Source organism: Streptomyces sp. NPDC003327 (assembly GCF_053589515.1).
Genome location: NZ_JBSFSA010000013.1, coordinates 111,887 through 125,160, shown reverse-complemented (window position 1 = coordinate 125,160; position 13,274 = coordinate 111,887). Strand labels below are relative to the sequence as shown.

Sequence of the window (13,274 nt, the reverse complement as noted above, 5' to 3'; positions counted from 1 at the left end):
CGCCGTCGCGCCGTCGGTGACGGCGCCGAACCGGTTGAAGGAAGCGAATCCCATGAATCACGCGGACGGAACCGCACCCATCTACGCCCAGCTCATACGGGAGCGGGGGGATGTTCCCGGTGACGTCCGGCAGGCCGCTGAGGAGGTGCTGCGGGACCTGAGCCGGGTGATCCGCGTCCCCGCGCCGAGCCCCGCCGGCCACCAGGGCGGCGCGCTTCCCGCGGTTCCCGGACAGGTCGGGCACCACCAGGGCGGCGCTCAGGTCGGCGCCCCGACGGGACACATGGGTCTCCCGGGCCTCCCCGCGCAGGGCGGCCACCCGGGCATGGGCGCCGGGGCGCCCGGCCACCAGGGGATCGTCGCCGCGCACCGGTCGATGCAGCAGTAGTCGCACGGCTTCGCGGTCGACGTACCTCGGCGCGGTGGTCGTCCGGCTTCGGGGTGGTCGTGCGGCTTCGCGACCGGTCCCGGACCGACGAGGGCGCGGGCGGGGTCAGCCGATCGGTGGACACGGGGGTCGTCCGAACCGTCGCGGGTCGCGACCCGGCCGTCGGACCGCCCGCCGGCGGGTGCGGACGGAGGATCGGGGCAGGGCGTGGCACGGGCCCACGGGGCCCTCCGCGCGTGGTCCGCGACCGAGGAGTCCGACATGACGAAGATCCGCCGCACCTCCCGTACCGTCCGGGCGCTGCTGCCCGGGGCGGTCGCCGTCGTGCTGCTCGCGGGGTGTGCGCAGGGGTCCGGCGGGGCGGCCGCCGCCTCCGGTTCGGCCACGGCCTCCCCCGGCCCGCCCACGAAGGCCTCGTCGTCTGCCGCCCCCTCTTCGACCACCGGGTCGTCGGCCGCCCCTTCTCCCACCACCGCCTCTTCGACCGCCCCCGGCACGCTGCTCGTCGCCGACTTCGGCTCCGACACCGTCACGTTCGTGGACCCGGAGCGGGGGGCCACCGGTTCGGTGAGGGTCGGCACCGCCCCGTACGGCCTGGCCCTCGGCGCCGACGGCCGGGCCTGGGTCGCGACCGCCGAGGGGGTCGCCGTCGTGGACACCGCGACCCGCGAGCGCGTCGCCCTCGTCCCGTACCGCACGGACACCGGTCCCGTGACGACGGGCGAGTACCGGGGCGGTGGCATGGGCATCGCCCTCGCGCCCGACGGCCGCCGGGTGTACGTGGGCGTCAACGTGCCCGGCGAGAACGGCGTCCTGGAGGTCGTCGACACGGCGTCGCTGCGCGTCACGGACACCGTCCCGGTGGGCATGCGCCCCTTCGACGTCGACGTGGCGCGCGACGGCGGCGAGGTGTACGCGACGAACCACGACTCCTTCGACGTCACGGTCGTCACGGCGGCCACCCTGGAGCCGCGCCGCATCGAGGTCGCCCCCTACGGGACGGAGGGCGGGCTCGGCTCCTGGCTGAAGCCGCACTACGCGGCGGTGCGGCCGTCCGACGGCCGGCTGCTGCTGCCGTTCGAGGGCGAGCGCCTGGCGGTCGTCGACCCGCGGACCGGCCGCACGACCGTCGAGCCGATGACGGCGGACACCCACCAGCACGGGGCGACGGTGACCCCCGACGGGACGCTGCTCGCCGTCGGCACGGGGCCGATCGACCCGGAGGAGGACGAGGGCCCCTCCCTGACCGTACGGACCCCGGACGGCGTCGAGCGGGTCCATCCGCTGGAGGGCCCGCACGAGGACGTGGCGGTCTCCCGGGACGGGCGCACCGCGTACGTGACCGGCGGTTTCACCCGGGACGGCTACTGGGACGGCCTGACCGTGGTCGACCTGGAGACGGGCGACACGCGCCGCCTGGCCGCGGGCTCGCGGCCGCTGGGGATCGTCGTTCTCTGAGCCGTCCGCTGAGCCGTCCGCTGAGCCGTCCGCTCCCGCCGCCGAGGGGCGATCGCACTCCGATGGGGATAGAAAGGGGTGACCACGGCAAGACGGGACGGAAAGTCGGCGGCCTTCGCCACGGGAGCAACCGGACCGCGTGATCCCCACGCGGTCGCCCCGGCGGCGGGCCGCACCCGCGGAGGAAGGGCGGACAGCGTGACGCGACCGAGGATTCTCGTGGTGGGTGCCGGATTCGCCGGAGTGGGGTGCGTGCGGCGGCTCGAACGGCGGCTCACCGAGCGGGAGGCGCAGATCACGCTCCTGTCTCCCTTCTCGTACCAGCTCTACCTCCCCCTGCTCCCCCAGGTGGCGTCCGGTGTGCTGACCCCGCAGTCGGTCGCGCTGTCGCTGCGCCGCAGCGAGCGCCACCGGACCCGGATCGTCCCCGGCGGGGTCGTCGGGATCGACACGGCGACGAAGGTGTGCGTCGTGCGGACCATCAACGGCGAGTACGTGACGGAGCCGTACGACCACCTCGTCCTCTCGCCCGGCAGCGTGACCCGCACCTTCGACATCCCCGGCCTCTCCGAGTACGCGCGGGGCATGAAGACCCTCGCCGAGGCCGTGTACATCCGCGACCACGTCATCGCGCAGCTGGACCTGGCGGACGCGAGCGACGACGAGGCGGAGCGGGCGGCGCGGCTGCAGTTCGTGGTCGTGGGCGGCGGTTACGCCGGTACGGAGACGGCGGCCTGCCTGCAGCTGCTCACCCGGAACGCGGTCAAGCGCTATCCGCGGCTCGACCCGGCGCTGATCAAGTGGCACCTGGTGGACATCGCGCCCAAGCTCATGCCCGAACTGGGCGAGAAGCTGGGTGCCGCCGCGATGAAGATCCTCACCGACCGGGGCATCGAGGTCTCGCTCGGCGTCTCCGTCGCCTCGGTCGACGAGAAGACCGTGACCCTCACCGACGGGCGCGTGCTGCCGTGCCGCACGCTGATCTGGACGGCCGGCGTGGCCGCGAGCCCGCTCATCGGGACGCTCGGCGCGGAGACCGTACGGGGGCGGCTCGTCGTCACCCCCGAGTTGAAGGTGCCGTCGTACGACGGCGTGTGGGCGCTCGGGGACGCGGCGGCGGTCCCCGACCTCGCGAAGGGCGAGGAGAGTGCCATCTGCCCGCCCACCGCGCAGCACGCGATGCGGCAGGGCAAGGCCGTCGCCGACAACCTGGTCGCGACGCTGCGCGGCGAGCCCGTCCGCCCGTACGTGCACAAGGACCTGGGCCTCGTCGTCGACCTGGGCGGGAAGGACGGCGTGTCGAAGCCGCTCGGGGTCGAACTGCACGGGATGCCGGCGCAGGCCGTGGCCCGCGCCTACCACTGGGGGGCGCTGCGGACGAACGTGGCGAAGACCCGGGTGATGACGAACTGGCTGCTGAACGCGGTGGCCGGGGACGACTTCGTACGGACCGGGTTCCTGGCCTCGAAGGCCGGGACGCTGCGGGACTTCGAGTACACGGACGCGTATCTGACGCCCGAGCAGGTGCGGAGCCACACGGCGTCGTTCCGGGGCGCGGCGGGCACCGGCTGAGTCCCCGGCCCCGGCCTCGTGGGCCCGGCCCTCGTTGCTCAGCGGGCGAGTTCGAGGGCCGGCCCCATGACCACGACGGGCTCCCGGGCCGGGTCGAGGGCGCGGAGCAGTTCCCGCAGCGACTCGCGCTCCAGGGACACACAGGCCTGGGTGGGGCCGCCGTGGTCGACGTGGATCCAGACCCCGCCGCCCTTCTCCGGGCCGAGGGGCCGCTCCTTGTCGAGCGGTGTCCTGCCGGGCACCCGGTTGTAGTCGATGGCGATGACGTGGTCGAACGAACCCTCCAGGGACTCGCCCGAGAAGCCGGTGCCGCTGATGGCGAACTCCGGGTCCTCGTCGTACGGGAGGCCGGAGCCCGGATCGGGCAGCCGGCCGCCCGCGTCGCCGAGCCGGAACACGCCGGTCGGCGAGCGCAGATCGCCCGCCCGGTGGTCGGCGGTCCAGCCCTTGAGGGCGTTGTGGGCGGCCCACGGTCCGGCCTCCACCGCCCACCGCCCCACCGCGTCGCGCGCGTAGAGGACGGCGGTCGCGGTGTTGCTGTCGGCCGTGGCCCCGCTGACGACGAGCGCCTGCGCGGTGCCGTCGGGGATGCGGGACTGGGTGAGCCCGCCGATGCCCGGGATCCGCTGCGCCCGGTCGGGCCGGGCGTCGCCGTGCGGCGCGGTGCGCCCGGCCGCCGGGGGCGGCGTCTGAGCGGCGGGGGCGGGCGGGGTGGGGCGCGCGCAGCCGGTGAGCAGCAGCGCCGCGCACAGGGTGCCCGCGCCGAACGCGAGCACGGACGGAAGCGGGGCGGCGGCGCCCTTGCGGACGGGCATGGAGCGGTCCTCCTGGCCGGGGGCAATGCCCCGATGCGTACCCGCTCCCCCGTCCGCGCCTCGCACCCCTCCCCCGTCCTCACCCGTCCGGCGCAGCCGGGGTTGACGGGGCGCGCCCCCGGAAGGAGCGCGCCCTCGCTACGAGCGGGTGGCCGTCGCGCAGCCGTCGGCCTTCGGGGACGTGCCGCCGGTCGTGTCGACCGGGCGGCTGCGGTCGTAGGGGTCGACGTGTTCCGCGCCTTCGGCGGACTGGGCGTCGGGGGCGCCGAACGGGGGCTCGAAGTAGCCGGTGGGGGCGGCGCAGCCGCCGTTCGTCAGGTCGATGGCGTACGAGACGAGGGACAGGGTGCCGGGTGCGGTGAGCACCTTCGCGGGGTCGTCCCAGCTCATCACGATCTCGCGCCGGACGATCGTGCGGACGACCTCGGCGTCGGCTCCGCCGTCGCCCGCCGCCGGGGTGACCGGGTACACGAAGGTGACGTCGGCCGTCACCTCGACCGCGCCCCGCTTCCCCTCCCGGTACGTGAGCCGGCCGCGCGTCTTCACCGTGTCGCCGACCAGTGTGGCCCCGTCGGGCCGGAAGCGGCTGAACAGGAGCAGGGGGTCGGTGTCGGGGGTGGGGGCCGTCGTCGACAGGGAGGTGCGGACGTATTCCTGGACGTCCTTCTGGTGCGGGTTCAGCAGGGCGATCGCCCTGGTCGGCCGTTCGCCGCGCAGCACGCCGGTGTCGAGGCCCGTGGCCACCAGGAAGTCCCGGCTCTGCCGCAGTGCCCGCTCGACCTCGGCGGCGTTCATCCAGCCGGTCGCCCTGGCCTCGGGCACCGTGATCCCGGCCGCGCCGTCGGCCCAGCGGGCGGCGGGTGAGCCGCGGAAGGGTTCGGCGAGGGTGGGGCGGAGGTCGGGCTCGGCACCGGGCGCCTCACGGGGGCGGTCCGTCTCCGCGGCCGCCGGCGTCGTGTCCTGCCCGCCGTCGTCGCCGCCGAACCAGCCGACGACCCGCTGCGGGAAGACCGCGACGACCAGGAGCGCAACGCAGGCCACGAAGCCGGTCACGTACCAGCCCTTCCTGCGCCGCGGCCGGGCCGGCTCGTACGTGCGCCTACTCTCCGGGTGGCCGGGGCGGTCCCGCAGCCGCCGCTCCATCTCGCGGGCGCGCGCCGAGGGCTCCACGGGAGCTCCGGACGCTCCCGTCACCGACTCGCGCAGGAACCGCTCCCATTCCTCGTCCGACACGGACGAACCGTCCTGCTCCCCGGCCCCGCTCACACCGCACTCCCTGGTCGTTCCCCTCGGCGGGCCCCACGTCAGGGACCGGCCACATGATCACATGAACGGGTCGGGGCTCGGAGCCGCGAGGGTTCGGTCATCGACGCAGGGGCCCTCGTTCCGCCGTCGTCGATCGGGGAGATCGGGAAGATCGGGGAGTGGTCAGCCCACCACGGGGCCGGGGGCGCCCGTGAGGCGTTCCGGGGTGAGGAGTTCGGCGAGGCGGTGGGCCGGCAGCAGGCCCTTCGCCAGGGTGAGTTCGGCGACGCCGCGGCCGGTGGCGAGGGCCTCCTGGGCGATGGCGGTGGCCGCGGTGTAGCCGAGGTGCGGGTTGAGGGCGGTGGCGAGGCCGATGGAGTTCTCCACGGCGGCGCGCAGGGCCTCGGTGTTGGCGGTGATGCCGTCGACGCAGCGCTCGGCGAGCGTGACGCAGGCGGCCCGCAGCGACAGGAGGCTCTTGGAGAGGGCGTGGAAGATGACGGGTTCGAAGGCGTTGAGCTGGAGCTGGCCGCCCTCGGCCGCCATGGTGATGGTGATGTCGTTGCCGATGACCTCGAAGGCGACCTGGTTGACGACCTCGGGGATCACCGGGTTGACCTTGCCGGGCATGATGCTCGAACCGGCCTGCACGGGCGGCAGGTTGATCTCGCCCAGGCCGGCCCGCGGGCCGGAGGAGAGCAGCCGCAGGTCGTTGCAGGTCTTCGACAGCTTGACCGCGATGCGCTTGAGGACGCCGGAGAGCTGGACGAAGGCGCCGCAGTCCTGGGTCGCCTCGATGAGGTTGGCGGAGGTGACGAGCGGCAGGCCGGTCAGCTCCGCGAGGCGGCGGCGGGCGGTCTCGGCGTAGCCGGGCGCGGCGTTGAGGCCGGTGCCGATGGCGGTGGCGCCGAGGTTGATCTCGTGGATCAGCTCGATCGCCTCGGCGAGCCGGCCCCGGTCCTCCTCCAGCATCACGGCGTACGTGGAGAACTCCTGGCCCAGCGTCATGGGCACCGCGTCCTGGAGCTGGGTGCGGCCCATCTTGACGACGTCGCGGAACTCGAGGGCCTTGGCGGCGAAGGCGTCCTGGAGCACGGCCATCGCCCGGAGCAGCGCGCGGGCGGCGCCGATCGCGGCGACGCGGATGGCGGTCGGGTAGACGTCGTTGGTGGACTGGCCGAGGTTCACGTCCTCGTTGGGGTGGAGGCGGGCGTAGTCGCCCTTGGCGTGGCCGAGGAGTTCGAGGGCGCGGTTGGCGACGACCTCGTTGGCGTTCATGTTGGTCGAGGTGCCGGCGCCGCCCTGGACGACGTCGACGACGAACTGGTCGTGGAGGCGGCCGGAGCGGATCTCCCGGCAGGCACCGGCGATGGCGTCGGCCTTGTCGGCGGGGAGCAGACCGAGCTCCTCGTTGGCGCGGGCGGCGGCCTCCTTGACGGCGGCGAGCGCGTCGATGAGGAGCGGGTAGGCGGAGATGGGCGTGCCGGTGATGGCGAAGTTCTCCGTGGCGCGGAGGGTGTGGATGCCCCAGTACGCGTCGGCGGGTACGTCCCGGTCGCCGAGGAGGTCGTGCTCGCGCCGCACGGAGGGGTCGCGCGGGGTCGGTACGGAGGTCATGGGTGCCGTCTCCTTGAGGGTGCTGGCGTCGGGGAGGAAGGTGGGGGTGCGGCCGGGGGCGGGGACGCGCTCGTACGGGGAGGGGTGGGTGTACGGGGGGGTGGGCGCGCGCGTCGGCGCCGCCGCCGCGGCAAGCGGCGGGTCCTCCGAGCCGCCGGGAGCGGCCGGGCGCGGGCAGGGCGGGGCGCCGCTCGCCGGGCGCGCGCGGGGAGGAAGAGCACGGGTGGTGGCCGGCTCGCGGGCGGGCGTGGGACGTCGCCCGCGAGCCGGGGGCAGGGGTGCGCCGTGGGGGGGGGCGGGGGCCGCGGCCCCGCGGGTCAGGCGCGGGTCGCGACGGCCGAGGCCGAGCGGGAGCCGCCGGTGGCGAGGGCCGGTTCGGCGCGGACGGGGCCGTCGAGGAGGCGGCGCAGCAGGGCGGTGCGGTGGGCGGGGTCGGCGCCCGCGCCGGAGCCCGCGACGGCCTCGTCGTCGGCGAGGAGCGCGGAGAGGACCGCGATGCGGGCCTGGCTCGCCCGGAGCGTCCCGGTGAGCAGGGCGCCGGCGGCGACGAGGTCGACCGCTCCGCCGCCGGTGTAGATCTCGGCGAGCGGCCCGGCCGGGACGCGGGTGGTCACGGCGACGAGGACCCCGTCGGCGACGGCCTCCGCGACGGCCTCGGCCATCTCGGGGGTGGCGTTGCCGGCGCCGGTGGCGACCAGGACGATGCCGCGCGCTCCCGCGGCGCGGGCGGCGCGGAAGAGCACCGGGTCGCCGTCGGCGTGGTGGGTGATGACGTCGACGCGGGGCAGCGCGGTCCCGGGGGCGGTCCCGGGGGTGGCGTCGGCGGCCGCGGCGGGGACCGGCAGGGGCGTCGGGCGCTCGGGCTGCCGCTCGATGTCCACGCGGGAGAAGCCGACCCGGCCGAGGCGCTCGGAGGAGGGGTCGGAGAAGGCGTCGGCGGCGAGGGTCTGGGTCTTGACGGTGCCGCGGGCCGCGTGGACGCGGCCGTCGAAGACGACGAGGACACCGAGGTCGCGGACGGACGCGGCGACCTGGAGGGCGTCGTAGAGGTTGCCGGGGCCGTCGCCGTCACCGGTGCCGAAGGGCCGCTGGGCGCCGGTCAGGACGACCGGGCGGGCGTCGGCGTGGTGGAGGTCCAGGAGGAAGGCCGTCTCCTCCAGGGTGTCGGTGCCGTGGGTGACGACGATGCCGTCGACGCCGGGGTCGGCGAAGGTGTCCCGGACGGTGCGGAGCAGGGCCAGCTGGTGGGCGGTCGTCATCAGCGAGCTGTTGACGTTGAAGAGGTCGACGACCTCGACGGTGACGCCCTCGGGGAGGGGCGCGGTGGCGAGGACGTCGTCTCCTGAGGCGTCGGCCGCGTAGCCCGTGCCCTGCCAGCGGCTGGCGATCGTACCGCCGGTGCTGATGACGACGATCCGCCGCGGGGCTCCGTCGTTCGTCCGCTTCATGCCTCTGTCCCTCACTGTGCCGTACACCCTGCTGATGCTCGCAACGATAGGACAGGAGGCGCGCAAGACGATTGCCAATTGCGCTGCGGGAATGTTTCATCGTGGTAGAAGATTGCGCCATGGACCGAATCGATCTCCATATCTTGCGCGAGCTCCAGAACGACGGCCGGCTGAGCAACCAGGAGCTGGCCCAGCGGGTCGGCCTCAGCCCCTCCCCCTGCCTGCGCCGGGTGCGCCAGCTGGAACAGGACGGGGTGATCCAGGGGTACCGGGCGATCATCGACCCGGAGGCGGTGGGGCGGGGCTTCGAGGTGCTGGTCTCGGTCGAGGTGCGGCGCGACCGGGAGACGGTCGAGGCCTTCGAGGCGGCCCTCCAGGACGTCCCGGACGTCATCGAGGCGTACCGGCTCTTCGGGAGCCCGGGGTGCCTGCTGCGGATCGCGGTGGCCGACCTCGCCGCGTACGAACGGCTGTGGATCGAGCGGCTGACCACGCTCGCCGGGGTCACCGAGGTGAACTCGCAGATCATCATGAAGCGGATCAAGGAGCCCAAGGGGATGCCGGTGGACGTCCGGGGCGGCTGAGCCGCTCGCGGACGGTCCGCACCCCCGCCTCCGCCCCCCGGGGGGGGGACGGCATGGTTTTCGGCCGCAACCGCGGTGGGGGGCGCGGGCGTCCTCGGCCGTGTCGGACGTAGACAGGCCCGCGGGAGCGGGCGGAGCATTCGGGGGGGCCGTGATGAGCACATCGGGCAACTGGCGCAGACGGGCGGCGGGGGTCGTCGCCGCGGTGACCGTGGCGGTTTCGGTGGTCGGCTGCCAGGGCGACGGGAAGGGCCGGGACGGGTCGGAGGCGAAGCCGTCGAAGCCGGGTGCCTCGTCGCGGGCGCCCGGGCAGGCCGGGGGCGGGGGCAAGGAATCGGCCACGCCCTCGGGATCGCCGTCCTCCTCGGGGAAGCCGCGCGACCGGGGCCCCTCCCGCGCGCTCACCTGTGAGCAGCTGCGGAACGCCGAGCTGCAGAACGCCGGTCTCCGGCTGCCGGACGCGCCCGAGGGGACGATCCGGCTGAGCGACGGACGCTGGGAGGGCGACGGGCTGCTGATCGAGCTTCAGCCGCAGTGCGCGATCGGGGACCTGACCGGAGACGCCTCGCCGGACGCCGTGGCGGCGGTGAAGGTGACCACGGAGGGCACCGGCCGGTTCTACGGCCTCGTGACGTGGCGGAACGACGGCGGGACGCCGGTGCCCGCCGCGGCGGCCGCGCTGGGCGACCGTACGCCCGTGGAGTCGGTGACCGTCGCCGCGGCGCCCGCGCGCCGTGCGACCGTCGTCTACCTGACGCGCCACGACACGGACCCGACGGCCGTCGTGACGATCCGGCGCACCGCGGTCCACCGGGTGGTGGAGCCCGCGATGGTCGAGCTCAGCCACAGCGACGCGCCCTACACCCCCTGATCACCGGCGCGCGGGACCGCTGCCCGCGGTCCCGCGCGCCGGCCGTCGCGGCGTATGCGAGAACGTCACGGAAGTGCCTTCTCCCCGTTACACGGCAGTACCCATGTCCATGTCACCCTCCCGGATGACACGAAGTCAACACGCGTAGAGTCGCCGCCCGTCGAGCCGCACGGCGGCGGCCCGCCGCGTACGTCCCCGGGAAAGGGCCCCCCATGTCCGTTGTGCGCACTGGTGGATGGAAGGCCTGGGCTGCGACGATATCCGCCGCTCTCGCCACGCTCACGCTCACTTCGGTCACCGCGACTCCCGCGAGCGCGACGACCACCGCCTACGACTCCACGTACTACAAGAACGCGATCGGCAAGACCGGTGCGAGCCTCAAGTCCTCGCTGCACACCATCATCAGCAGCCAGTCGAAGATCTCGTACGACGCGGTCTGGACCGCGCTCAAGAACACCGACCAGGACCCGAACAACACCAACAACGTGATCCTGCTGTACAGCGGTGTCTCGCGCAGCAAGTCCCTCAACGGCGGTGACCTCGGCGACTGGAACCGGGAGCACGTCTGGGCCCAGTCGCACGGCAGCTTCGGCACCTCCGCGGGCCCCGGCACGGACCTGCACCACCTGCGCGCCTGTGACGTCCAGGTCAACAGCATCCGCGGCAACAAGGACTGGGACTTCGGCGGCAGCGCGGTCAGCGGCGCCTCCGGCAGCTACACGGACAGCAACTCCTTCGAGCCGCGCGACGCCGACAAGGGCGACGTGGCCCGGATGATCCTCTACATGGCCGTCCGTTACGAGGGTGACGACGCCTGGGCGGACCTGGAGCCCAACGAGTCGACCGCCAACGGCAGCGTGCCCTTCCACGGCCGCCTCGCCGTCCTGAAGCAGTGGAACGAGCAGGACCCGCCGAGCGCCTTCGAGGAGCGCCGCAACAACGTCATCCACTCCACCTATCAGGGCAACCGGAACCCGTTCATCGACCACCCGGAGTGGGTCGAGGCGATCTGGTAGAGCCCCCGCCGGGCGCGCGCGGGCTCCCCGTCTCACCGCCGTTTTGGATTGTCGGACGATCATCAATACGATCCGGCGATGATCACGAGAAAACGGCTGGCGACCGGGGCCTGCGCGCTGCTCGCCGCCCTGGGCGCCGCGCTCCTGCCGACGGGCGCGGCCGCCGACGAGCCGGTGGCGAAGGAATCCCCCAAGGTCGAACTGGTCCTCGACGTCAGCGGCTCCATGCGGGCCAAGGACATCGACGGCCAGTCCCGGATGGCCGCCGCCAAGCAGGCCTTCAACGAGGTCCTCGACGCGGTGCCCGAGGAGGTCCGGCTCGGCATCCGGACGCTGGGCGCCGACTACCCGGGCCCGGACCGCAAGCGCGGCTGCGAGGACACCCGGCAGCTCTACCCGGTCGGACCGCTCGACCGGACCGAGGCCAAGACGGCGGTGGCCACGCTGGCGCCGACCGGCTGGACGCCGATCGGCCCGGCGCTGCTCGGCGCCGCCAAGGACCTGGAGGGCGGCGACGCCACCCGCAGGATCGTGCTCATCACGGACGGCGAGGACACCTGCGCCCCGCTCGACCCGTGCCAGGTGGCCCGCGAGATCGCGGCGAAGGGCATCCACCTCGTCATCGACACCCTGGGGCTCGTGCCGGACGCGAAGACCCGGCAGCAGCTCACCTGCATCGCCGAGGCGACGGGCGGCACGTACACCTCGGTCCACCGCACCGAGGACCTCTCCCGCCGCGTACGGCAGTTGGTCGACCGGGCCGCCGATCCGGTGGTCACCCCGGTCGCGACCCGGGGCGCCGGGCGGTGCGCCGGGGCTCCCGTCCTGGAGCCGGGTCTCTACACCGACCGCGAGTCCTTCGGCCAGCACCGCTGGTACCGGGTGGAGCTGATGCCCGGCCAGGAGCTGCGCGCCTCGGTGAGCGTCGCGGCCGACCGCGCCGTGCACAACGACTACGGCGTCCTGCTGCGGGCCGTGCGGCCCAGCGGCCGGGAGGTCGTGCGGGGTGCGGAGGCCGGTGACGGCCGGACGGACGTCATCTCGACCGGTCTGCGGTATCCGGTGCCCGAGCGGGACGACGACGGACCCGGTGACGCCAAGCCGGCCGCCGAGACCGTGTGCCTCCAGGTCAGCAACTCCTTCTCGGCTCCCCCGACCGTGAAGACGACGCCGGGCATGCCGATCGAGCTGTCCGTGGACGTCGTCGACGGCCCGGCCTCCGCATCCGACGCCGCCTCCTTCGGGCTCGGCCGCGGCTGGTGGCTCCTCGGCACGCTGGTGCTCGCCGGCTTCCTGGCCGGCCTGATCTGGGGCTGGCTGTCCCGCTGGCGCGTCGCCGTCTGGAGGACCCACTGATGCGTACCGTACGGATGCTCACGGCGGCGGCCGCGCTCGCGGGCACCGCGCTGTTCGGCCCGGTCACCCCGGCCGCGCTCGCCGACTCCCCCTCCGCCTCGACGGACCCGCGGACCGCCGGCGGGACGGCGGAGGAGGCGGGCCCGACGGAGGCCGGCACCACCTTCCGTACCGCCGCCGCCTTCCGCCCGGGGCAGCAGGCCACGGCGCAGGCCGCCGCGGGCGACTACCTGTACTGGGTGTTCCCCGCCGACACCGGACACCGGCCGACGGTGCGCGCCTCGGTGACGCTGCCCGACACGGCCCTGCGGCACGGGGCCGCGACCTGGCGGATCGACGTGTACGACGGGCTGCGGCGGCGCCAGCCGTGCATGTACGGCATGCAGGCGCGGACGGCGGGCAAGGAGGCGACCGGGGTCGAACTGGCCTGTGCGCTGCGGCCGGTGCGCGCCGGGGCGGACGCCTGGTCGAACGACCCGCTGCCGGGCAGCTACTACGTCCGCCTCACGGTGACGGGGCTGCCGGACGAGGACCTCGGCCAGCCGTTCTCGGCGCGGGTCGGCGTCGACGTCCACGACGAGGGCGGCGCGTACGCCACCGACGGGGCGCTCGCGGCGCCGCTGGTACCGGGGGCGACCACCGCCGACGAGGCGGAGGCCGACGCCGACGCGGGCCGCCGGTCCGCCGTGGAGGCGGCGGCGCCGGAGGACGGCTGGTCCTCCGGCTGGTGGTCCGACCGCTGGGTGTGGACCGTGGCGGGCGGTGTGCTCGGCGCCCTCGCGGGCATCGGCGGCTACATGCTGACCCGTGGCGCGGGACGGCCCTCGCGGGTGCCGCCCGGCGCCTGACCCCGTCCGGACAGAAGGCCCTCACCGCTCCCGAGCGGTGGGGGCCTTCGTCGTGT

12 protein-coding genes are annotated in these 13,274 nt (G+C 74.6%); 8 read left to right on the top strand and 4 right to left on the bottom strand.

All coding sequences use genetic code 11. From position 1 onward, the window contains the following. Window positions 1-52 precede the first annotated feature (52 nt). From ACWDVG_RS14720 to ACWDVG_RS14710, 3 genes are all read left to right on the top strand, one after another. Window positions 53-388, top strand: a complete 336-nt coding sequence (locus ACWDVG_RS14720) for a hypothetical protein (RefSeq protein WP_451699519.1) — start codon at window positions 53-55, stop codon at window positions 386-388. A gap of 261 nt (window positions 389-649) precedes the next feature. Continuing rightward, on the top strand, window positions 650-1,846 hold the full coding sequence (locus ACWDVG_RS14715) for a YncE family protein (protein ID WP_451699518.1): 1,197 nt from the start codon (window positions 650-652) through the stop codon (window positions 1,844-1,846). A 198-nt stretch (window positions 1,847-2,044) separates the two neighbouring features. Then, window positions 2,045-3,418: an NAD(P)/FAD-dependent oxidoreductase gene (locus tag ACWDVG_RS14710; protein ID WP_451699517.1), complete on the top strand. Its 1,374-nt coding sequence runs from the start codon at window positions 2,045-2,047 to the stop codon at window positions 3,416-3,418. A 38-nt stretch (window positions 3,419-3,456) separates the two neighbouring features. On the opposite strand, the gene ACWDVG_RS14705 is transcribed toward ACWDVG_RS14710, so the two are convergent. The 4 genes from ACWDVG_RS14705 to ACWDVG_RS14690 form a co-directional block, all read right to left on the bottom strand. Beyond that, entirely contained in the window at window positions 3,457-4,233 is a 777-nt protein-coding gene (locus tag ACWDVG_RS14705) for a hypothetical protein (protein WP_451699516.1), read from the bottom strand. Window positions 4,234-4,371: 138 nt separating this feature from the next. Beyond that, the gene (locus tag ACWDVG_RS14700) at window positions 4,372-5,499 is read right to left on the bottom strand and encodes a hypothetical protein (protein ID WP_451699515.1); all 1,128 of its coding nucleotides are present in this window, start codon (window positions 5,497-5,499) and stop codon (window positions 4,372-4,374) included. A 162-nt stretch (window positions 5,500-5,661) separates the two neighbouring features. Then, complete coding sequence (locus ACWDVG_RS14695) at window positions 5,662-7,095, bottom strand: aspartate ammonia-lyase (protein WP_451699514.1); 1,434 nt, start codon at window positions 7,093-7,095, stop codon at window positions 5,662-5,664. 317 nt (window positions 7,096-7,412) lie between these two features. After that, complete coding sequence (locus tag ACWDVG_RS14690) at window positions 7,413-8,543, bottom strand: asparaginase (protein ID WP_451699513.1); 1,131 nt, start codon at window positions 8,541-8,543, stop codon at window positions 7,413-7,415. A gap of 119 nt (window positions 8,544-8,662) precedes the next feature. On the opposite strand from ACWDVG_RS14690, the gene ACWDVG_RS14685 reads away from it, so the two are divergent. The 5 genes from ACWDVG_RS14685 to ACWDVG_RS14665 all read left to right on the top strand — a co-directional run bounded on the left by ACWDVG_RS14685 (window position 8,663) and on the right by ACWDVG_RS14665 (window position 13,218). After that, entirely contained in the window at window positions 8,663-9,127 is a 465-nt protein-coding gene (locus tag ACWDVG_RS14685) for an Lrp/AsnC family transcriptional regulator (protein WP_451699512.1), read from the top strand. A gap of 154 nt (window positions 9,128-9,281) precedes the next feature. Further along, entirely contained in the window at window positions 9,282-9,998 is a 717-nt protein-coding gene (locus ACWDVG_RS14680) for a hypothetical protein (RefSeq protein WP_451699511.1), read from the top strand. Between the two features lie 212 nt (window positions 9,999-10,210). Beyond that, window positions 10,211-11,014 (top strand): endonuclease I family protein, encoded by an 804-nt coding sequence (locus tag ACWDVG_RS14675; RefSeq protein WP_451699510.1) that lies wholly within the window; start codon window positions 10,211-10,213, stop codon window positions 11,012-11,014. Between the two features lie 78 nt (window positions 11,015-11,092). Then, complete coding sequence (locus ACWDVG_RS14670; protein WP_451699509.1) at window positions 11,093-12,370, top strand: VWA domain-containing protein; 1,278 nt, start codon at window positions 11,093-11,095, stop codon at window positions 12,368-12,370. After that, the gene (locus ACWDVG_RS14665) at window positions 12,370-13,218 is read left to right on the top strand and encodes a hypothetical protein (RefSeq protein WP_451699508.1); all 849 of its coding nucleotides are present in this window, start codon (window positions 12,370-12,372) and stop codon (window positions 13,216-13,218) included. The genes ACWDVG_RS14670 and ACWDVG_RS14665 overlap by 1 nt, the downstream gene beginning before the upstream one ends. The last annotated feature ends 56 nt before the right edge of the window (window positions 13,219-13,274 follow it).

What these genes read in the sequence shown, in the direction of transcription:
- ACWDVG_RS14680 (WP_451699511.1), top strand. Translation starts at nt 9,282, where the DNA reads ATGAGCACATCGGGCAACTGGCGCAGACGGGCGGCGGGGGTCGTCGCC.
- ACWDVG_RS14675 (WP_451699510.1), top strand. Translation starts at nt 10,211, where the DNA reads ATGTCCGTTGTGCGCACTGGTGGATGGAAGGCCTGGGCTGCGACGATA.
- ACWDVG_RS14685 (WP_451699512.1), top strand. Translation starts at nt 8,663, where the DNA reads ATGGACCGAATCGATCTCCATATCTTGCGCGAGCTCCAGAACGACGGC.
- ACWDVG_RS14705 (WP_451699516.1), bottom strand. Translation starts at nt 4,233, where the DNA reads ATGCCCGTCCGCAAGGGCGCCGCCGCCCCGCTTCCGTCCGTGCTCGCG.
- ACWDVG_RS14670 (WP_451699509.1), top strand. Translation starts at nt 11,093, where the DNA reads ATGATCACGAGAAAACGGCTGGCGACCGGGGCCTGCGCGCTGCTCGCC.
- ACWDVG_RS14720 (WP_451699519.1), top strand. Translation starts at nt 53, where the DNA reads ATGAATCACGCGGACGGAACCGCACCCATCTACGCCCAGCTCATACGG.
- ACWDVG_RS14690 (WP_451699513.1), bottom strand. Translation starts at nt 8,543, where the DNA reads ATGAAGCGGACGAACGACGGAGCCCCGCGGCGGATCGTCGTCATCAGC.
- ACWDVG_RS14695 (WP_451699514.1), bottom strand. Translation starts at nt 7,095, where the DNA reads ATGACCTCCGTACCGACCCCGCGCGACCCCTCCGTGCGGCGCGAGCAC.
- ACWDVG_RS14665 (WP_451699508.1), top strand. Translation starts at nt 12,370, where the DNA reads ATGCGTACCGTACGGATGCTCACGGCGGCGGCCGCGCTCGCGGGCACC.
- ACWDVG_RS14715 (WP_451699518.1), top strand. Translation starts at nt 650, where the DNA reads ATGACGAAGATCCGCCGCACCTCCCGTACCGTCCGGGCGCTGCTGCCC.